The sequence below is a fragment of the Variovorax sp. GW821-FHT09B05 genome (genome assembly GCF_059418265.1).
The window spans coordinates 144424-164488 of record NZ_JBWKPN010000003.1; the positions used below are offsets into that span (position 1 = coordinate 144424).

Genomic DNA, 20065 nt, shown 5'->3' on the forward strand with positions numbered 1-20065 from the left:
GGAAGGCGGCGCTCAACCGACGCGCCGCTCGCGCAGGCTCAGCAGCGCGCCGATGCTCAGCACGCCGCAGGCCATCATGTAGAAGGCCGGCGAGAGCGGGTTGCCGGTCTGGGCCAGCAGCCAGGTCACGATGAACTGCGAGGAGCCGCCGAAGATCGTGACGCCCACGCTGTAGATCACCGAGATGCCGCTGGCGCGCACGCCGATCGGCAGCATCTCGAGCAGCATCAGGAACATCGGCGTGGTGCCGATGTTCACGCTCGCCGTGAGCAGCGCCGACAGGCACAGCACCAGCGGCACGCTCGGATGGTGGCTGATGAGCCAGAACACCGGGCCCACCGCGACCAGGCTGAACAGCAACGAGCCGATCGCCAGCGGCTTGCGGCGCTCGAGCCGGTCGGCCAGCCGGCCCGCCACCAGCGACACCACGAACAGCGTGATGCCGGTGACGCAGCCCGACAGCAGCGACAGCGAGGGCGGCATCTTCAGCACGCGGATCATGTAGGTGGGCATGAAGAACACCACCAGGTACATGGTGGCCGTGCCCGCGGTGGTCGCGAGGATGCCCTTGAACACGGTGCCGCCGTGCGCGCGCAGCAGCCGGCCGATCGGGCTCGACTCATGGCTCTCGGCCTGGTGCGTTTCCTCGAGGTGCGAGCGGATGTAAAGGCCCACCGGCGCGATCAGCAGCCCCAGCAGGAAGGGCAGGCGCCAGCCCCAGCTCTCGAGCGAGGCCTGCGGCAGCAGCGCATACAGCAGCGCGCCCGTGAGCGCGCCGGCCAGCGCCGACAGGCCCTGGCTCGCGAGCTGCCAGCTGACGCGGAAGCCGCGGCCCTTGACGCCGCCGGCCTCCATCAGCATCGAGGTCGCGGCGCCGACCTCGCCGCCGAGCGAGAAGCCCTGCAGCAGCCGGCCCGCGACGATCATCAGCGAGCCGAACACGCCGGCCGAGGCATAGGTGGGCGCGAGCGCGATGCACAGCGTGCCGGCCACCATCAGCGCGATGGTCAGCGTCATCGCGGCCTTGCGGCCCTTGCGGTCGGCGTAGTTGCCGATGATCACGCCGCCCAGCGGCCGCATCACGAAGCCGATGCCGAAGGTGGCGACCGCGAGCAGCAGCGAACCGAAGGCGCTCTCGGAGGGAAAGAACAGCTTGCCGATCAGCAGCGCGAAGAAGCTGTAGACGGTGAAGTCGTACATCTCGAGCGCGTTGCCGATCGAGCAGGCGGCGATCAGCCGGAACTGGCTCTGGCCGCCCTTGGTGGCGGTGGCGGGTGGGGAAGAGGCCAGCACGGGGCTGGCAGGCAGGGCGGCGGCTTCGCTCATTCGATCTCCACGGGGCGTTGTTGCGGACGACGGATTCGCGAAGCGCGAACTTCATGCGGCGCATGGCACCCCGAACCCGTGGCGGCGGAGTATTCAGGCAAAGCGCGGCGGCGAGGAATCACAAATTTTCATGCCGATAACCAAAAGGCATCCCCCGCAGAAGCAGGGCCGCGAAGCCATCGGTGGAACTACCGAGATGGCGCATCGCGCGCCATTCGCGGGCATGGCGCCTTCACAATGGCGCGTCGGCGCCCTGCCGCTTCCCAGCCCTCGAGAAAAAGGACAACACCATGAAGCTCATCCGCCACTGCCTCTGCCTGCTGGCCCTCGCGCCCTGCTGCATGATGGCCGCCTCGGCCCAGGGCAGCCGGCCCGTCGTGCAGTTCATCGCCACCGGCGGCACCATCGCGATGAAGGTCGACCCCGTCACCAAGGGCGTGGTGCCCGCGATCTCGGGCGACGACCTGATGCAGACCGTGCCCGATGCCGGCAAGTACGCCACCATCGAGGTCAACAACTTCTCGGCCATGTCGGCCAACTACGTCGAGCCCAAGTGGTGGACGCGCCTGACCAAGGCCGTGGACGACGCGCTCGCGCGCCCCGAGGTGGCGGGCGTGGTGATCGCGCACGGCACCGACACCATGGAGGAGACGGCCTACTGGCTCGACCTGACGGTCAAGTCGAACAAGCCCGTGATCCTGATCGGCGCGCAGCGCAATGCGTCCTCGAGCGACTTCGACGGCCCGCGCAACCTGCTCAACGCGATCCGCATCGCCACCACGCCCGAGGCCGTGGGCCAGGGCGTGATGCTCGCGATGAACAACCAGATCAATGCCGCGCGCACCGTGACCAAGACCCACACCGGCAACGTCGAGACCTTCAAGTCGGGCGACTTCGGCTTCATCGGCGAGGTCTGGGACGACAAGGTGGTGTTCTCGCGCACCGCGCTGCGCCGCCAGCACATCGACATCGGCAGCGCCGAGATGCCGCGCGTGGAGATCCTCGCGATGTTCGGCGGCGCCGACGGCTCGCTGCTGCGCTACGCGGTGGACCAGGGCGCGAAGGGCATCGTGGTGCAGGCCGTGGGCATGGGCAACATGAACGTCTCGATGTACGAGGCCGTGAAGTACGCGCTCGGGCGCGGCGTGCCGGTGGTGATCGCCACCCGCGTGCCGAACGGCCGCACCATGCCGCTGTACGGCTTCGTCGGCGGCGGCAAGACCACCTTCGATGCCGGCGCCGTGATGGCCGGCGACCTGAGCCCGCAGAAGGCGCGCCTGCTGCTGATGCTCAAGCTGCACCAGGGCGTGAGCGACAAGGCCGGCCTGCAGGCGGCCTTCGACCGTTGAGGCCCGGGCGCGCGCGATGAAGCTGCAGCAGTTGCGCGTGCTGCTCGCGGTGGCGCAGCACGGCAGCATCCACGAGGCGGCGCGCAGCCTGCACACCACCCAGCCGGCGCTGTCGAAGGCGATCGCCGAGCTCGAGCGCGAGCTCGGCGTCACGCTGATGTCGCGCTCCACGCGCGGCGTGAGCCTCACGCCCTACGGCGCGGCACTGGTCAAGCGCGCCAGCGTGGTCGAGCAGGAGCTGCGCCATGCGCTCGAGGACATCGAGGCGATCCGCGGCCACGACGAGGCGCGGCTGGACATCGGCTTCACCGCGGTGGCCTCGAACGGCCCGCTGCCCGAGGCCATGGCCGCGTTCCGCCAGCGCTTTCCCAACGTGGCGCTGCGCGCCTTCGAGATGCGGCCGCAGCAGATGCTCGAGGGCCTGCGCGAGGGCCGGCTCGACCTCGGCCTGATCTCGACCTGCAGCGGGCCCGGCTCGAACGTGTTCCAGTGGGAGCCGCTGTTCTCGGTGGCGATGCACCTGTCGGTGCGCGCCGGCCATCCGCTGCGTCGCGTGCGCAAGCTGCGGCCGCTGCTCGATGCCGACTGGCTGGTGCTCGACCCGGTCGACGATCCGTTCAGCCCGCTGGTCAGCACCATGCGCCTGCACGGGCTCGAGATGCCGCGGCGCATGGTGCAGAGCGCCTCGAACCTGCTGGGCCTGCAGCTCGCCACGCAGACCGACCTGGTCAGCATGTGGTCGGACGCGGTGTTCCACGGCGCCGGGCCGCTGCGGCTGAGCGGCGACGCGCTCGAGCGGCTGCCGATCACCGACGAGCTGCCCGACTTCGAGGTCTACCTGGTCTACCGCTCGGCCGACCTCATGACGCACGTGTGCACCGAGTTCGCGAAGGAGGCGCGCCACCATGCGCGCATCAACCCGCCGTGGCGCGCGCCGCGCGGCGCACGCAAGAGCGTCGATTAGGCCGACGGAGACGCCGGCGCCTCGGGCTCGTCGTCCTGGACCTCGGGCCGCGTCAGCGTCCAGCCCTGCAGCTTGCCGCCGTTGAACACCGTGTCGACGTACGAGCCGCCGGCATCGGTCCAGCGGTAGTGCTCGGGCTGCTGGTCCTGCGGCGAGCGCAGTTCGCCGAGCGCGCGCGTCATCGCGACCACGTGCATCAGCGTCACGCCCGGCTTGAGCTTGGCATTGAGCATCACCGAGCTGGCCACCGTGCCCACGGGCCGGTCGGCCGCGCGCTTGAGCACCTGCATCGCGCGGTTGAAGTGCATCAGCAGGAACATCACGATCACGCCGGCCGCCAGGGCCACGCCGCCCCAGCCATAGCTGCGCCAGGCCACGCCGAGCACGACGAGCGCCCCCACGGGCACGAGAAACTTCTGGAAATTCATGGCCCGCATTGTCGCCGCGCCGGCGCGCCGGGGTAGCGGACCCGGCTACCGCCAGGCGCATCTCGCGCTACCGGGCCACAAAGCCGCCCGCGCCGCGGGCCGTCGCGGGCACATTTCGCCGCACGGGCATCGGCCCGGGCCCCGCAGACACCGCAGATGAACATTCCACGCTCCGTCACCTTCGTCCGGCTCAGCCTCGCCGCCCTGCGCGGCGCCGGCGAACCCCGGCACGAAGGCGGCCGCGGCGGCCCACGTTGTCAGGGAGAGGCCGCCGTCGGCGGCCGGAACGCGATGGACCCGGCCCCGTCGCCCGGCGGCCAATGCCGGCGCGACGGCGGCCCGGCGTTCACGCCACGCAGCGACGCACGAATCAGGGGGTAGGAGGTTGGGAGCTCGCCGGGCGCGCCGCCACCGATGCGCCAGGCGTTTTTTCACGGGCCGTTGCGGCCCGTTTTTTTTGGGCGCTCGCTCACTCGAGCCCGCGCACCACGTCCATCGCCTCCTCGATGCGGTCCACCGCATGGATCGTCAGGCCCTCGATGTCCTTCGTGCCCTTGCGCGGCGCATTGGCCCTGGGCACCACCGCGATGCTGTAGCCCAGCTTGGCGGCCTCGCGCAGCCGCTCCTGGCCGCGCGGCGCGGGCCGCACCTCGCCCGCCAGGCCCACTTCGCCGAAGGCGATGAAGCCCTTGGGCAGCGGCTTGCCGCGCAGGCTCGAGGTGATGGCCAGCATCACCGCGAGGTCGGCCGCCGGTTCGCTGATGCGCACGCCGCCGACCGCGTTGACGAACACGTCCTGGTCCATGCAGGCCACGCCCGCGTGGCGGTGCAGCACCGCCAGCAGCATCGCGAGCCGGTCGCGGTCCAGGCCCACCGACAGCCGGCGCGGGCTCGGCCCGCCGTCGTCGACCAGCGCCTGGATCTCGACCAGCATCGGCCGCGTGCCCTCGAGCGTGACCAGCACCACGCTGCCGGGCACCGGCTCGGTGTGCTGGCTCAGGAAGATCGCGCTCGGATTGGCCACGCCCTTCAGGCCGCGCTCGGTCATCGCGAACACGCCGATCTCGTTGACCGCGCCGAAGCGGTTCTTGATCGCGCGCACCAGGCGGAAGCTCGAGTGCGTGTCGCCCTCGAAGTACAGCACCGTGTCGACCATGTGCTCGAGCACGCGCGGGCCCGCGAGCGCGCCCTCCTTCGTGACGTGGCCCACCAGCACCACGGCCGTGCCGCTGGTCTTGGCGAAGCGCGTGAGGTGCGCCGCGCATTCGCGCACCTGCGCCACCGAGCCCGGCGCCGAGGTGAGCTGGTCGGAGTAGACGGTCTGGATCGAGTCGATCACCGCGATGGCCGGGCGCGTGGCATCGAGCGTGGCGATGATCTTCTCGAGCTGGATCTCGGCCAGCACCTGCACCTGCGAATGGTCCAGGCCCAGCCGCTTGGAGCGCAGCGCCACCTGCGCGCCGCTCTCCTCGCCCGTGACGTAGAGCGCGTTCTGCCCCGCGCGCTGCAGCGCATCGACCGCCTGCAGCAGCAGGGTCGACTTGCCGATGCCCGGGTCGCCGCCGATCAGCGTGACGCCGCCGGCCACCACGCCGCCGCCGAGCACGCGGTCGAGCTCGTCGAGGCCGGTGGGCGTGCGCGCGACGTCGCTGGCCTCGATCTCCGAGAGCACCGCGAGTTCGGAAGCCCCGGCGAGCGACGCGAACTGCGTGCCGAAGCGGTTGTTGGCCGGGGCGTTCGCGCCGCCGGCCGCTTGTTCGATCAGTGTGTTCCAGGCGCCGCAGCTCGGGCACTTGCCGAGCCACTTGGCGCTGGTGCCGCCGCATTCGCTGCAGACGTAGATGGATTTGTCCTTGGCCATGGCCGGGAGTTTAGGGCGTGGCCCCGCGCCACCGCGGCGCGGGGACGCTCGCTCAGCACACGCGGTTGACCAGCGCGCCCACGTCGCCCGCCGCCAGGGCCGCCGCGTTGTCGAGCAGCATCGGCAGCACCTGCTGCGCATAGACGTCGCTCAGGCCGCCGATGTGCGGCGTGGCGATCACGTTCGGCAACCGGCGCAGCGGATGGCCGGCCGCGAGCGGCTCGGTCTCGTAGACGTCGAGCCCGGCGCCGGCGATCACGCCACCCTCGAGCGCCGCGAGCAGCGCGTGCTCGTCGACCACGCCGCCGCGCGAGAGGTTGACGAGGAAGGCATGCGCCGGCATGGCCGCTAGCACCGGCGCATCGATCAGGTGGTGGGTGCGCGCATCGTGCGCAGTCAGCACCACCACGAAATCGGCCTGCGCCACCACCTGTTGCAGCCGTTCGCGCCCCTGCACGTCGTCGAAGCCGTCGATAGGCGCGGGCGTGGCCGAGATGCCGCTGACCCGCATGCCCATCGCCTGGCAGCGCCGCGCCAGCTCGCGCGCTACATGACCGGTGCCGACCAGCACCGCGTGCCGGCGCCACAGCAGCGGCTGCGGCCAGCGGTTCCAGGCGCCTTCGCGCTGGTCGCGCAGCATGCGCGGCAGGTCGCGCGCCAGCGCCATCATCATCAGCAGCGCCAGCTCGGACATCTGCGGGCCATGCACGCCGCGCGACGAGGTCACGAGCGTGCCGGGCCGCAGCGCGGGCGAGCCGGTGATGGTGTCGGTGCCCGAGGTCAGCGCATGGACCCAGCGCAGCGCGGGCCCGGCCGCGAGCATCGCGTCGTCGACCCACGGGCCCGAGACCACCAGCGCCTCGACCTCGGCCAGCAGGCGCAGCGCCTCGGCCCGCTCGGTGGTGGCGTGCACCTCCAGCGCCGGGCAGCGCGCGCGCAGGGCCTGCGCATAGAACCCGGCCTCGCCGTTGAAGACCAGCAGCGAGCGCAGCGGCGGCGCCGTCATTCGAGCTTGATGCCGGCGGCCTGGATCACGGCGCGCCACTTGGCATTCTCCGAGGCGATGAACTCGGTGAAGCGGGCCTGCGAGGACGGCGCGGGCTCGACGCCGATGAGCGCCAGCTTCGCACGCACGGCCGGATCGGCGATGACCTTGTTGAGCTCCAGCGCCAGCCGGTCGACGATGGGCTGCGGCGTGCCCTTGGGCACGGCCAGGCCGGCCCAGGTGTCGAAGTCGATCTCGCCCACGCCCGCCTCGGCCAGGGTCGGCGCCTCGGGATAGAGCGCCGAGCGCGTCTTGCCCGCGGTCGCGATGATCTTCGCGCGGCCGCCCTGCACGTGCGGCAGCGCGGCCGGCAGGTCGGCGAACATGAACGACACGCGGCCGGTGGCGACCTCGGGCGCGGCCTGCACCATGGCCTTGAACGGCACCGCCGTCATGTCGGCCTTGAGCTGGCGCTTCATCAGCTCCGAGCCCAGGTGGCCGCCGCTGCCGCTGCCGCCGATCGCGAACAACAGCGGCTGGCTGCGCGCCGCCGCGAGGAACTTCGGCATGCTGTCGAGCGGCCCGCCGGCCTCGACCATCAGGAACAGCGGGAAGTGCACCAGCTGCGTCACCGGCGTCAGCGCATCGCTCGCATAGGGCAGCTTGTCGTAGAGGTTCGGGATCACGGCCATGGTCGACAGCGCCGCGAAGAACACGGTGTAGCCGTCGGGCGCCGCGGAAGCAGCCGCGGCCGCGCCGATCACCGTGTTGCCGCCGGGCCGGTTGTCGATCACGATCGGCTGGCCCAGCGCCACCGAGAGCTTCTCGGCAATGATGCGCGAGCTCTGGTCGGTGCCGCCACCGGGCGTGTAGGGCACCACCCAGCGGATCGGCTTGCTCGGCCAGGCGGCCTGCGCGCTCGCAGTCATGGCGCCCGCGGCCAACTGCAAGGCCACGGCGGCCATGCCCAGCAGCGCGGCCGCGCGGCGCGGCCATCCATCGGTCTTCTTCTTCGTCATCGTGTGTCTCCTGTCGTTCTCGTTGGGGCTGCCGGCTTCAGGTCGCGTACGACGGATCGATGCGGTCCAGCAGCCGGCGCAGCGCCGGCCAGTCGTTGTCGCGCGCCGAGCGGCCGGGCCGATCGAGCGCCTGCGCCACCTTCTCGGCGATCTCGTCGCTGCATTCGATGAGCTCGGCGCCACCCGACTGCGCGCGCACCTGCGCCTCGCAGGCGCGCTCGAGGTAGTAGAGGCGCTCGAAGGCCTCGCGGATGGTGTCGCCCGCGGCCAGCAGGCCGTGGTTGCGCAGGATCATCACGTTGTGCGGGCCGAGGTCGCGCACCAGCCGGTCTTGCTCGCTGAAGTCGAGCGCCACGCCTTCGTAGTCGTGATAGCCGATGCGGCGGTGGAAGCGCATGGCGTGCTGCGACAGGTTGAGCAGCCCGCGCCGCTGCGCCGCCACCGCGATGCCGGCGGCGGTGTGGGTGTGCAGCACCGCGTGCAGGTCGGGGCGCGCGCGGTGGATGCAGCTGTGGATCAGGAAGCCCGCGGGATTGATGCCGATGCCGGTCGGGTCGAACACCACCTCGCCGTCGATGTCGACCTTGACCAGGCAGGAGGCCGTGACCTCGTCGAACAGCACGCCGTAGGGGTTGATGAGGAAATGCGCCTGCGTGCCCGGCACCTTGGCCGTGAGGTGGGTGTAGATCTGGTCCGTCATGCGGTAGTAGCCGGCCAGCCTGAAGGCCGCCGCCAGATCGACGCGCTGCTGCCACTCCGCGTCGGACACGGCGGCGCGCGTGTGCGCGAATGAAAAGCCCGAGCCGTTCATCGAGTCTCCTGTTGTCGTTGGCGCCCTCCGGATGCAGGGCATGGGCGCGATTGGAGCGGAGGACGCAGCGCGAGAGAATCGAAACTTATTTTGCAAGCGTCGAAATAAATTCATGAATCACGATGGCTCGATCCCCGGCACCAGCCTGCGCCAGCTGCGCGCCTTCGTGGAGGTCTATCGCTGGCGCAAGCTCAGCGCGGCGGCCGACCGGCTCTACCTCACGCACTCGGCCGTCAGCGTGCTGGTCCGCCAGCTCGAGGCCGCCACCGGCACCAGCCTGTTCGACCGCACCACGCGCTCGCTGAGCCCGACCGAGGCCGCGCACGAGATGCTGCCGATCGCGGAGCGCATCCTGCGCGACGTGCGTTCGCTCGAGACCGGCTTCCGCGGCCAGGCCGCGCCCAGCGGGCGCATCGGCATCGCGGTCACGCCGACCATCGCGCTGACGCTGGTGCCGCCGGTGATCCGGCATTTCAACGACCTGCATCCGGGCGTGCGCGTGCAGCTGGTCGACTGCGAGACCGAGCAGTTCGTGCCGCGCATCCTCTCGGAGCAGGTGGACTTCGGCATCGGCTCGCCCGACCAGGAGGTGGCGGCGCTGAGCCAGCGCACGCTGATCCACGACCACCTGGCGCTGGTGTGCCTGCCCAGCCATCCGCTGGCGCGCCGCCGCCAGGTGCGCTGGAGCGACCTCGCGGGCCATGCGCTGATCACGGTGAAGGCCGGCTACGGCATCCGCAATGCCATCGACCGCACCGCGCGCGCGGCCAACGTGGCACTCGACATCCAGCAGGAGGTGTCGCTGTTGACCACCGCGCTCGCGATGAGCGCCTCGGGCCTGGGCGCGTCGATCGTGCCGGCCGAGCTGGTGGCGCAGTGCGGCTTCAAGGAACTGGTGGCGCGCAAGATCCACGCGCCGGTGGTGACGCGCAACATCTCGGTGGTCGCCAAGCGCGACCGCACGCTCTCGGTGGCCGCCAAGACCTTCATCGAGACCATGCAGGCCTACCTGGCACGGCCGCGCGCCTGAGCCTTCAGATCGCGAATTCGCTCGCCAGCAGGTCGGCGAAGGCGGCCGCGGCCGGCGACAGCGAGCGGCCCTGCCGCGTGACCACCGCGATGTTGCGCGCCACGGTCGGCCGGATCAGCCGGCGCGCGACCAGCCGCGAGGGATCGGCATGCGCGAGGATCGACGCCGGCAGCAGCGCCGGCCCGAGCCCGCCCGCAGCCATCGCGAGCGCGGTGGTCAGCAGCGTCACCTCGTAGGCGATCTCGAGCCGCACGCCGGCCTCGGCGGCCGCGGCATCGATGCTGTTGCGCACGCCGTAGCCGGGCTTGACCGTGATGAGCCGCAGCGCCGCGAGCTGGCGCCAGGTGATGCCCGCGGCGCCGCCGGGCAGCGGCAGGTCGCGGTCGGCGATCACGGCGAGGTGGTCGTGCACGAACACGCGCTCGTCCAGGCCCGGCGTGCGCGCCTGCAAGGTGCCGACGCCGAAGTCGACCTGGCCGCTGAGCACGGTCTCGACGAACTGGCTCGGCGCGCAGTCGTCGATCGCGACCTTCACCTCGGGATGCTGCTGCGTGTAGCGGCGCAGCGCGCGCGGCATCAGCGTCTGCGCGATGGTGGAGGTGACGGCGATGCGCAGGCGGCCGCGCCGCCCGGCCGCGAGCTCGGCCATGCCGCTGCCCAGCGCGTCGAGCTCGGCCAGCACGCGCTCGGCATGGCCGATGGCCTCGTCGGCCGCGGCGGTGCGGTGCAGGCTGCGCGTGGTGCGGTCGAACAGCCGCACGCCGAGCCGGTCCTCGAGCTCGCGCAGCAGCACGCTGACCGCCGGCTGGGTGAGCGACAGCGCCGCGGCGGCGCTCGACAGCTGGCCGCTGTGATAGACGGCCGCGAAGGCGCGCAGCTGGCGCACCGAGGGCACGCCGCGCATTGATAAAGGCTTTTTATGAATGGCCATGAAAGTTTCACTTCTGTCGGATGGCACTTCGGCACTGTAATGGCCGCCGTCCACAACGAGAGACAAACGAACCCATGACAGAACCATTGCAGGCGCAGGTGCTGATCGTCGGCGGCGGGCCGGTCGGCCTCACGCTGGCCATCGACCTGGCGCAACGCGGCATCGACGTGCTGGTCACCGAGATCCGCCACCGCGGCGAGCCGCCGAACGTGAAGTGCAACCACGTGTCGGCCCGCTCGATGGAGATCTTCCGCCGGCTCGGCGTGGCGCAGGCACTGCGCGACGCGGGCCTGCCGGCCGACTATCCGAACGACGTCGCCTACCGCACCACGGTGACGGGCCCCGAGCTCTCGCGCATCCCGATCCCCGCGCGGCGCGAGCGCTACACCGCCACCGGCGGCCCCGACACCTGGTGGCCCACGGCCGAACCGCCTCACCGCATCAACCAGATCTTCCTCGAGCCGGTGCTGTTCGCGCATGCCGAGGCCACGCCGGGCCTGCGCATCCGCAACCGCACGCGCATCGACGACTTCGAGCAGGACGACGAGGGCGTGTGGGCGACCGGCGTCGACCTCGACGACGGCAGCGCGGTGCGCATCCGCTGCAGCCACCTGATCGGCTGCGACGGCGGGCGCTCGACCGTGCGCAAGAAGATCGGCGCCAACCTGCGCGGCACCGACGTGGTGGGCCGCGTGCAGTCGACCTACTTCCGCGCACCCGCGCTGCTGGGCCTGCTGAAGAACAAGCCGGCCTGGGCCACCTTCGCGCTCAATCCGCGGCGCTGCGGCAACGTCTATGCGATCGACGGGCGCGAGACCTGGCTGCTGCACAACTACCTGCTGGCGGACGAGACCGACTTCGAATCGATCGACCGCGACTGGGCGATCCGCCAGATCCTCGGCGTGGGTGCCGACTTCGAATACGAGGTGATCTCGAAGGAGGACTGGATCGGCCGCCGCCTGGTGGCCGAGCGCTTCCGCGACCGCCGCGTCTTCATCTGCGGCGACGCGGCCCACCTGTGGATCCCGATGGCGGGCTACGGCATGAACGCCGGCATCGCCGACGCGATGAACCTGTCGTGGCTGCTCGCGGGCCACCTGCGCGGCTGGCTCGCCGAGGCCGCGCTCGGCGCGCACGAGGCCGAGCGCCAGCCGATCACCGAGCAGGTCTCGAAGTTCGCGATGAACCATGCGCTGGCCCTGCAGAAGCAGCGCGAGGGCGTGCCCGAGGGCATCGAGGCACCGGGCCCCGAGGGCGACGCGTTGCGCGCCGCGCGGGGCCAGGCGCTGTACGACCTCAACGTGCAGCAGTACTGCTGCGGCGGGCTGAACTTCGGCTACTTCTACGACGCCTCGCCGCTGATCGCCTACGACGGCGAGGCCGCGCCGGCCTACACCATGTACGACTTCAAGCCCTCGACCGTGCCCGGCTGCCGCACGCCGCACCTGTGGCTGGCCGACGGCCGCTCGCTCTACGACGCGATGGCCGCGCTCGGCGAGGGCTACGTGCTGCTGCGCCGCGACCCGGCGCTCGATGTGGCGCCGCTCGCGGCCGCGGCCGCCGCGCGCGGGCTGCCGCTGCGCGTGCTCGACATCGACGGCCCCGAGGCCGCCGCGCTCTACGACCGCGCGCTCGTGATCTCGCGCCCCGACCAGCACGTGGCCTGGCGCGGCGATGCCGTGCCGGCCGATCCCGCGGCGCTGGTCGACCTGCTGCGTGGCGCGACGCCAGCCGCCGCTTCCGAATCCAACGAAGAAAGAGAGACATCCGCATGAACCGCCGCCACGCCCTGCGCCAGCTCGGTGCCCTGTCCGCCGCCGCCTGCGCCGCCGGCCCGCTCGCCGCGCTGGCGCAGAACGACAAGCCCATCACCATCGTCGTGCCCTACGCGCCCGGCGGCACCACCGACATGCTCGGCCGGCTGATCGCGCAGCAGCTCGGCACGGCGCTCGGCCGCACCGTGATCGTCGACAACAAGCCCGGCGCGGGCACCGCCATCGGCGCGTCGCAAGTGGCGCGCTCGGCGCCCGACGGCTCGACCTTGCTGGTGGCCACCAGCACCACGCTCGCGATCAATCCCTGGCTCTACAAGAAGCTCTCGTACGACCCGGCCAAGGACTTCGCGCCCGTGGGCCTGATCGGCGCGGTGCCGCTGATGGTGGTGGTGCATCCCTCGGTGCCCGCGCGCACGCTGGCCGAGCTGGTGGCGCTCGCCAAGTCCAAACCTGAAGGCCTGAGCTACGGCTCGGCCGGCAACGGCAGCCCGCAGCACCTGGGCGCCGAGATGTTCAAGTTCGCGACCGGCACCGCGATGACCCACGTGCCCTACAAGGGCAGCGCGCTCGCGCTCACCGACCTGCTCGGCGGCCAGCTGCAGCTGATGTTCACCGACATCGCGCCGGCGCTGCAGCACGTGCGCAGCGGCAAGCTGCGCGCGCTGGCCGTGACCTCGAAGAAGCGCCAGCCCACCTTCCCCGACGTGCCGACGGTGGCCGAGTCGCGGCTGCCGGGCACCGCCGATTTCGAGGCCGTGGCCTGGCAGAGCATCGTCGCGCCCGCGGGCACGCCGGCGCCGGTGGTCGAGCGGCTGAGCCAGGAGATCGCGAAGGTGATCGCCCAGCCCGCGTTGCGCCAGAAGCTCGAGAACGACGGCTTCGAGCCCGGCTCGAGCACGCCCGCGCAGCTCGCGGCCTACATCCGCAGCGAATCGGAACGCTGGGGGCAGGTGATCCGCGCCTCGGGCGCGACCGTCGATTGACGCAAGCCACCCTGGCCCGCGCGGGCCAGGGTTATCCCGTAGCCGTGTTTTTTTGCCGATCATTTAACATGTTAAATAAATCGATCGACATGAGCACCGCCTTCACCCACCGCAACCTTCCGCGCCTGCTGCTGCAGGCGCGCGAAGCCGTCATGGCCCACACCCGGCCCAGCCTGCGCGTGCATGCGCTGTCGGACCAGCAGTGGCGCGTGCTGCGCGTGCTCGGCGAACACGGCGCGGTCGAAACCGGCCGCGTGGCGCGCGAGGCCTTCATCCTCGGGCCCAGCCTCACGGGCGTGCTCGCACGCATGGAGCGCGACGACCTGATCACGCGCAGCCGCGACCCGGCCGACCAGCGCCGCACCGTGGTCGAGGCCACGCCGCGCGGCATGAAGCTGGTGAACAAGCTGTCCTCGAGCATCGAGGCGCACTACCAGTGGATGGAGCAATCCCTGGGCAAGGACAAGCTCGGCCAGCTCTACGAGCTGCTCGACGAACTGATCGCACTGGAACAGCCATGAGCCCCCCTTCTTCACCTTCTCATTTCCTTCCCGCCGGCACCGTCTACGGCACGCTGCTCAACTTCCGCGCCGAGGTGGAGGCGCTCGCGCCGCAGATGAGCGCCCCGCCCCACAAGGCGCCGCCCAAGGCGCCGGTGCTCTACGTCAAGACCGCCAACACCTGGAGCCCGCATGGCGCCGCGATCCCGGTGCCGGCGAACGTGCCCGAGGTCGAGGTGGGCGCGAGCATCGGCATGGTGGTGGGCGCCGACGGCGACATCGAAGGCTTCGTGCCGATGAACGACCTGTCGGTACCGCATGCGAGCTTCTTCCGCCCGCCCGTCAAGTTCAAGTGCCTCGACGGCTTCCTTGGCATCGGCCCCGCGCTGCGCGACGCGCAGGAGGTGGACGATCCCGCGGCGTTCCGCGTCGAGGTGCGCATCAACGGCGAAGTCAGGCAGACGCTGGACTTCTCCACCCTGGTGCGCCCCGCGCGCCAACTGCTGGCCGAGGTCGGCGAATTCATGACGCTGGCGCACGGCGACGTGCTGATGCTCGGCTGCGGCGCGGGCCGGCCGCTGGCACGCGTGGGCGACCGCATCGAGATCTCGGCCCCGGGCTTCGAGACGCTCACCAACACCCTGGTTGCAGAAGAGACGGGAGCCGCCGCATGAAGCACGCACGCATCCGCTACGAGAACGCCGTGCACGAGGCCGTCGAACACGACGGCGCGCTGCGGCTGGCCGATGGCCGCGTGGTCGGCTTCGACGCCGTCGACTGGCTGCCGCCGCTCGCGCCCACGCCGCGCCCGCGCACCATCCTCGCGCTCGGCCTCAACTACGCCGACCATGCGAAGGAACTCGAGTTCAAGGCGCCCGAGGAGCCGCTGGTCTTCGTCAAGGGCCAGAGCGCGCTGATCGGCCACCGCCAGAAGACCTTCCGCCCGGCTGGCGTGCAGTTCATGCACTACGAGTGCGAGCTCGCGATCGTCATCGGCAAGACCGCGCGCCATGTGAAGCGCGACGACGCCTACGACTTCATCGGCGGCTACACCGTGGCCAACGACTACGCGATCCGCGACTACCTCGAGAACTGGTACCGCCCCAACCTGCGCGTGAAGAACCGCGACACCTGCACGCCGATCGGCCCCTGGCTGGTCGATGCGAAGGACGTGGCCGACCCGATGGCGCTCGCGCTGCGCACCACGGTCAACGGCCAGGTCACGCAGCAGGGCAACACGCGCGACATGATCTTCGACGCGCCCTTCCTGATCGAGTACTTCAGCCGCTTCATGACGCTGTCGCCGGGTGACCTGATCCTCACGGGCACGCCCGACGGCGTGGTCGACTGCCAGCCCGGCGACGAGATCGTGACCGAGATCGAGGGCATCGGCGCGCTGGTCAACACCATCGCGGCGGCCTGATTTTTTCCCGCGCGCCCGCGCGGCGCGCTCTCCTTTTCCATTCACACGCCCAAGAAATCAGCGGAGACGACACGACATGATCACCGGCAAGAAGCTCCTCCAGTCCGTGGCGGCCGCAACGATGGCGCTGGCCGTCTCGGCCCTCGCCGTCGCGCAGACCGCCTACCCCGCCAAGCCGGTGCGCTGGGTGGTCGGCTATCCGGCCGGCGGCGGCACCGACTTCCTCGCGCGCACCGTGGGCGCGCAGGTGTCGCAGCAGCTGGGCCAGCCTGTGCTGGTCGACAACCGGCCCGGTGCCGGCGCGATCATCGCGTCGGAGAACGTGGCGCGCTCGGCCGGCGATGGCTACACCGTGTTCTCGGCCGACAACGGCGTGCTGGTCTACAACCCCGCGCTCTACAAGAAGCTGCCCTACGACGCCGAGAAGGACTTCGCGCTGGTCGGCATGATGGGCCGCTCGCCGCTGATCATCACGGCCGCGCCCAATGCGGGCATCGCCGACGCCAAGGCGCTGCTGGCCGCGCTCAAGGCCTCGCCCGGCAAGTACAGCATCGCGACGCCGGGCACCGGCAGTCCGCACCATCTCGCCTACGAACTGTTCCAGCGCGAAGCCGGGGTGTCGATGCTGCACGTGCCCTACAAGGGCGGCGCGCCCGCGCTGCAGGACCTGATGGGCGGCCAGGTCGCGCTGATGATGCTCGACCTGCCCAGCGGCGTGAGCGCGGTCAAGGCCGGCAAGGTGGTGCCGCTGCTCGCCATGTCGGCCGAGCGCGTGCCGCAACTGCCGAACATTCCCACCGCCAGGGAACTGGGCTTCGCCAACGTCGAGGCCTACACCTGGCAGGGCCTGGTCACACCCGCGGCCACGCCGAAGGAAGTGCAGGCACGGCTCGGCACCGAGCTGCAGAAGGCCATGGCCGATGCCGGCGTGCGCCAGAAGCTCTACGACGCCGGCTGGGAGGCCCGCCCCGCCGACGCCACCGAAATGACGCGCTACACCGATGCGGAGCGCAAGAAATGGCATGCCTTGATCAAGGCACGCGACATCAAACTGGACTGAACCGGATTCCCTCATGCAACAGATCGACCATCTCATCGGCGGCAAGTCCGTCAAGGGCTCGGACTACTTCGAGACCGTCAACCCCGCCACGCAGGAAGTGCTGGCCGAAGTCGCCTCCGGCGGCGAGGCCGAGGTGAACGCGGCCGTGGCCGCCGCCAAGGAAGCCTTTCCCAAGTGGGCCGGCATGCCCGCGCCCGAACGCGCGAAGCTGATCCGCAAGCTAGGCGACCTGATCGCGAAGAACGTGCCCGAGATCGCGCAGACCGAGACCAACGACTGCGGCCAGGTCATCGCGCAGACGGGCAAGCAGCTGGTGCCGCGCGCGGCCGACAACTTCTACTACTTCGCCGAGATGTGCACGCGCGTCGACGGCCACACCTACCCCACGCCCACGCACCTGAACTACACGCTGTTCCACCCGGTCGGCGTGTGCGCGCTGATCAGCCCGTGGAACGTGCCCTTCATGACCGCCACCTGGAAGGTCGCGCCCTGCCTGGCCTTCGGCAACACGGCCGTGCTGAAGATGAGCGAGCTCTCGCCGCTGTCGGCCGCGCGCCTGGGCGAGCTGGCGCTCGAGGCCGGCATTCCGCCCGGCGTGCTGAACCTGGTGCACGGCTACGGCAAGGAAGCGGGCGAGCCGCTGGTGGCGCACCCCGATGTGCGCGCGATCTCGTTCACCGGCTCCACCGCCACCGGCAACCGCATCGTGAAGAGCGCGGGCCTCAAGAAGTTCAGCATGGAGCTCGGCGGCAAGAGCCCGTTCGTGATCTTCGACGACGCCGACCTCGACCGCGCGCTCGACGCGGCCGTGTTCATGATCTTCAGCAACAACGGCGAGCGCTGCACGGCCGGCTCGCGCATCCTGGTGCAGCAGTCGATCTACGCCGACTTCGCCGCCAAATTCGCCGAGCGCGCCAGGCGCATCACGGTGGGCGATCCGCTCGACGAGAAGACCATCGTCGGCCCGATGATCTCGCAGGCCCACCTGGCCAAGGTGCGCAGCTACATCGAGCTGGGCCCGAAGGAAGGCGCCACGCTGCTGTGCGGCGGCCTCGAAGCACCGAGCAACCTGCCCGACCGCGTGAAGAAGGGCAACTACGTGGTGCCCACGGTGTTCGCCGACGTCGACAACCGCATGAAGATCGCGCAGGACGAGATCTTCGGTCCGGTGGCCTGCCTGATCCCGTTCCGCGACGAGGCGCATGCCATCGAGCTCGCCAACGACATCCAGTACGGCCTGTCGAGCTACGTCTGGACCGAGAACATCGGCAAGGCGCACCGCGTGGCCGCGGCCGTGGAGGCCGGCATGTGCTTCGTCAACAGCCAGAACGTCAGAGACTTGCGCCAGCCCTTCGGCGGCACCAAGGCCTCGGGCACCGGCCGCGAAGGCGGCACTTGGAGCTACGAAGTGTTCTGCGAACCGAAGAACGTGGCGGTGTCGATGGGCTCGCACCACATTCCGCACTGGGGCGTGGCATGAGCCTCGGCCGTCGCACCCTGCTGCAGGGCACGGCGGCCCTGGCCGCGCTGCCGATGCTGGTGCGCGCCCAGGCCGCGTGGCCGGTCCGGCCGGTGCGCATCGTCGTGCCCTTCCCGCCCGGCGGCACCACCGACTTCGTCGCGCGGCTGGTCGGCACCGAGCTCGCGAAGACCCTGGGCCAGCCCGTGGTGATCGAGAACAAGCCCGGCGCGGGCACGGTGATCGGCGTCGACACGGTCGCCAAGGCCGCGCCCGACGGCTACAGCTTCGTCTGCGTGGCCAACAGCTTCGCGGCCAACCAGACGCTGGTGCGCAAGCTGCCCTACGACACGCTGAAGGACCTGCGCCCGGTGGCGCTGATGGGCATGTCGGAACACGTGCTCGCCACCCATCCGGGCAGCGGCCTCAAGACGCTGGCCGACCTGCGCGACCAGGCCAAGGCGAAGCCCGGCACGCTGAGCTTCGCCTCCTTCGGCAACGGCACCTCGGCCCACCTGTCGGGCGAGATGCTCAAGCTGCAGATGGGCCTGGACATCGTGCACGTGCCCTACAAGGGCCAGGGCCCGGCGCTGACCGACCTGCTCGGCGGCCAGGTCACGATGATGTTCGGCAACTGGCCCGAGTTCCGCGGCCACGTCGAGGGCGGCAAGCTGGTGGCGCTGGGCATGGCGACCGCGCAGCGCTCGCAGTACGCGCCGAACATTCCCACGCTGGCCGAACAGGGCGTGGCGATCGAGTCCAATTCGTGGAACGGCCTGCTGGCGCCCGCCGGCACGCCCGACGCCGTGGTGCAGCGCGTGAACGCCGAGGTCAACCGCGCGCTCGCGGGACCGGTGGTGACCGAGGCCTTCCGCAAGGGCGGCATCGCGTCGCTGTCGGGCTCGCCCGAGCGCTTCGCGGTCTTCGTCCAGAGCGAGATCGCGAAGTACGGCGACGTGATCCGCAAGGCCAACATCCAGATCGAGGGCTGACCATGAGCCTCTATGCGATGCAGAAATTCCTGTTCGCGCTCAACCGCGATGCCGAGGTGCAGCGGCGCTATGCCGAAGGCGGCGACACGCGCAAGGCGCTGCTCGGCGGCTACGACCTCAGCGACGAGGAGCGCGAGGCCATCGACGGCGGCGACGTCGGCAAGCTCTACGTGCTGGGCTGCAACGGGCAGCTCTTGATGCACTTCGCGCCGCTGCTGGGCATCCCGTGGGCCGACTACCTCGAGGCCATGCGCGAGGGCGTGCGCAAGTACGGGCCGGTGCGCGCCGGCATCTATGCAATGACGACAAGCACAGACGAAAAGGTGGCGGGCGTATGAGTCTCGTATTCGCAGGCGTGTGCAGCCACGCCCCCGGCATCACCGGCCGCGCGCATCTCGCCGACCCGGCGGTGAAGGACGAGTTCCACGCGCAGTTCCATCGCTTCGGCGAGGCCATGCGCGCGACCAAGCCCGACGCGGTGATCGTGATCGCGGCCGAGCATTTTGCGAACTTCTTCATGAACAACATGCCGGCCTATGCGATCGGCATGGCCGACAGCTACGAGGGCCCGATCGAGGACCCGAAGTGGCTCGGCATCGAGAAGCACACCATCCCGGGCGACGCCGCGCTGTCGCAGCGGCTGATCCGCGAGGTGATGCAGACGGTGGACGTGGCCTATGCCGAGGAATGGAAGTTCGACCACGGCATCATGGTGCCGCTGAATTTCCTCACGCCGAACTTCGACACCAAGGTGATCCCGGTCAACATCAACTGCCAGGGCCCGCCGCTCACGCCGCTGCACCGCGCCTGGGCCTTCGGCGAGGCGCTGCGCCGCGCCTGCGACAAGGTGCCCGAGCGCATCGCGCTGGTGGGCACCGGCGGCATCTCGCACTGGCCGGCCACGCCCGACTCGGGCAAGGTCAATGCCGAGTGGGACGCCGAGTTCATGCGCCGCTGGTGCGCCAACGACCGCGAGGCGCTGCTGTCGCTCGACGACTACGGCGACGAGGCGACCTACCGCGAGGCCGGCCAGGGCGGCTTCGAGATCCGCACCTTCCTCAGCGTGGCCGCGGCCGCGCGCGGCCAGGGAGAGATCTTCCACATGAAGGCCATTCCGATCTTCGCGGTGACCTGCACGGCCGCGACGATGTCGGTGGTTTGAACGGAGC

The 20065-nt window shown here is 70.5% G+C and carries 20 protein-coding genes; 13 read left to right on the forward strand and 7 right to left on the reverse strand.

The features are described 5' to 3' along the window. Window positions 1-12 precede the first annotated feature (12 nt). Window positions 13-1326: an MFS transporter gene (locus tag AC07RM_RS09085; protein WP_495334249.1), complete on the reverse strand. Its 1314-nt coding sequence runs from the start codon at window positions 1324-1326 to the stop codon at window positions 13-15. 290 nt (window positions 1327-1616) lie between these two features. Here AC07RM_RS09085 and AC07RM_RS09090 point away from each other — a divergent pair, with 290 nt between their 5' ends. Beyond that, window positions 1617-2675, forward strand: coding sequence for an asparaginase (locus AC07RM_RS09090; RefSeq protein ID WP_422099616.1), 1059 nt, complete (start codon window positions 1617-1619; stop codon window positions 2673-2675). A gap of 16 nt (window positions 2676-2691) precedes the next feature. Further along, a complete protein-coding gene (locus AC07RM_RS09095) occupies window positions 2692-3639 on the forward strand; it encodes a LysR family transcriptional regulator (RefSeq protein ID WP_296774586.1) in 948 nt (315 codons plus the stop codon). On the opposite strand, the gene AC07RM_RS09100 is transcribed toward AC07RM_RS09095, so the two are convergent. The 5 genes from AC07RM_RS09100 to AC07RM_RS09120 form a co-directional block, all read right to left on the reverse strand. Continuing rightward, window positions 3636-4076: a glycerate kinase gene (locus AC07RM_RS09100; protein ID WP_495334250.1), complete on the reverse strand. Its 441-nt coding sequence runs from the start codon at window positions 4074-4076 to the stop codon at window positions 3636-3638. The two genes, AC07RM_RS09095 and AC07RM_RS09100, sit on opposite strands and share 4 nt — an antisense overlap. 460 nt (window positions 4077-4536) lie before the next feature. Next, on the reverse strand, window positions 4537-5928 hold the full coding sequence (gene radA, locus AC07RM_RS09105) for a DNA repair protein RadA (RefSeq protein WP_490876689.1): 1392 nt from the start codon (window positions 5926-5928) through the stop codon (window positions 4537-4539). Window positions 5929-5980: 52 nt separating this feature from the next. Continuing rightward, the gene (locus AC07RM_RS09110) at window positions 5981-6934 is read right to left on the reverse strand and encodes a D-2-hydroxyacid dehydrogenase (protein WP_495334251.1); all 954 of its coding nucleotides are present in this window, start codon (window positions 6932-6934) and stop codon (window positions 5981-5983) included. Then, window positions 6931-7932, reverse strand: a complete 1002-nt coding sequence (locus tag AC07RM_RS09115) for a Bug family tripartite tricarboxylate transporter substrate binding protein (RefSeq protein WP_495334252.1) — start codon at window positions 7930-7932, stop codon at window positions 6931-6933. The genes AC07RM_RS09110 and AC07RM_RS09115 overlap by 4 nt, the downstream gene beginning before the upstream one ends. Before the next feature lie 37 nt (window positions 7933-7969). After that, window positions 7970-8743: a class II aldolase/adducin family protein gene (locus AC07RM_RS09120; protein ID WP_203203739.1), complete on the reverse strand. Its 774-nt coding sequence runs from the start codon at window positions 8741-8743 to the stop codon at window positions 7970-7972. 112 nt (window positions 8744-8855) lie between these two features. On the opposite strand from AC07RM_RS09120, the gene AC07RM_RS09125 reads away from it, so the two are divergent. Continuing rightward, window positions 8856-9773 carry a LysR family transcriptional regulator gene (locus AC07RM_RS09125; protein ID WP_057592759.1) on the forward strand — a complete coding sequence of 306 codons (918 nt, stop codon included), beginning with the start codon at window positions 8856-8858 and terminating at the stop codon, window positions 9771-9773. Window positions 9774-9777: 4 nt separating this feature from the next. Here the strand turns inward: AC07RM_RS09125 and AC07RM_RS09130 are convergent, their stop codons facing one another. Continuing rightward, a complete protein-coding gene (locus AC07RM_RS09130) occupies window positions 9778-10704 on the reverse strand; it encodes a LysR family transcriptional regulator (RefSeq protein WP_296774573.1) in 927 nt (308 codons plus the stop codon). Between the two features lie 74 nt (window positions 10705-10778). On the opposite strand from AC07RM_RS09130, the gene AC07RM_RS09135 reads away from it, so the two are divergent. From AC07RM_RS09135 to AC07RM_RS09180, 10 genes are all read left to right on the forward strand, one after another. Further along, the gene (locus tag AC07RM_RS09135; RefSeq protein ID WP_495334253.1) at window positions 10779-12479 is read left to right on the forward strand and encodes an FAD-dependent oxidoreductase; all 1701 of its coding nucleotides are present in this window, start codon (window positions 10779-10781) and stop codon (window positions 12477-12479) included. Beyond that, complete coding sequence (locus tag AC07RM_RS09140) at window positions 12476-13462, forward strand: Bug family tripartite tricarboxylate transporter substrate binding protein (RefSeq protein WP_057592757.1); 987 nt, start codon at window positions 12476-12478, stop codon at window positions 13460-13462. The genes AC07RM_RS09135 and AC07RM_RS09140 overlap by 4 nt, the downstream gene beginning before the upstream one ends. 89 nt (window positions 13463-13551) lie before the next feature. Continuing rightward, a complete protein-coding gene (gene hpaR / locus AC07RM_RS09145) occupies window positions 13552-13983 on the forward strand; it encodes a homoprotocatechuate degradation operon regulator HpaR (protein WP_093343992.1) in 432 nt (143 codons plus the stop codon). Beyond that, window positions 13980-14636 (forward strand): fumarylacetoacetate hydrolase family protein, encoded by a 657-nt coding sequence (locus AC07RM_RS09150; RefSeq protein ID WP_495334254.1) that lies wholly within the window; start codon window positions 13980-13982, stop codon window positions 14634-14636. Before hpaR ends, AC07RM_RS09150 begins: the two co-directional genes overlap by 4 nt. Continuing rightward, window positions 14633-15385 carry a fumarylacetoacetate hydrolase family protein gene (locus AC07RM_RS09155; RefSeq protein WP_261211948.1) on the forward strand — a complete coding sequence of 251 codons (753 nt, stop codon included), beginning with the start codon at window positions 14633-14635 and terminating at the stop codon, window positions 15383-15385. The genes AC07RM_RS09150 and AC07RM_RS09155 overlap by 4 nt, the downstream gene beginning before the upstream one ends. Before the next feature lie 76 nt (window positions 15386-15461). Continuing rightward, entirely contained in the window at window positions 15462-16445 is a 984-nt protein-coding gene (locus tag AC07RM_RS09160) for a Bug family tripartite tricarboxylate transporter substrate binding protein (protein ID WP_208513299.1), read from the forward strand. Between the two features lie 13 nt (window positions 16446-16458). Beyond that, the gene (gene hpaE, locus AC07RM_RS09165; protein ID WP_057592752.1) at window positions 16459-17925 is read left to right on the forward strand and encodes a 5-carboxymethyl-2-hydroxymuconate semialdehyde dehydrogenase; all 1467 of its coding nucleotides are present in this window, start codon (window positions 16459-16461) and stop codon (window positions 17923-17925) included. Continuing rightward, entirely contained in the window at window positions 17922-18896 is a 975-nt protein-coding gene (locus tag AC07RM_RS09170; RefSeq protein WP_495334255.1) for a tripartite tricarboxylate transporter substrate binding protein, read from the forward strand. Before hpaE ends, AC07RM_RS09170 begins: the two co-directional genes overlap by 4 nt. A 2-nt stretch (window positions 18897-18898) precedes the next feature. Beyond that, the gene (locus AC07RM_RS09175) at window positions 18899-19234 is read left to right on the forward strand and encodes an aromatic ring-opening dioxygenase subunit LigA (protein WP_489041056.1); all 336 of its coding nucleotides are present in this window, start codon (window positions 18899-18901) and stop codon (window positions 19232-19234) included. Further along, window positions 19231-20058, forward strand: coding sequence for a DODA-type extradiol aromatic ring-opening family dioxygenase (locus AC07RM_RS09180; RefSeq protein ID WP_093343981.1), 828 nt, complete (start codon window positions 19231-19233; stop codon window positions 20056-20058). The genes AC07RM_RS09175 and AC07RM_RS09180 overlap by 4 nt, the downstream gene beginning before the upstream one ends. The last annotated feature ends 7 nt before the right edge of the window (window positions 20059-20065 follow it).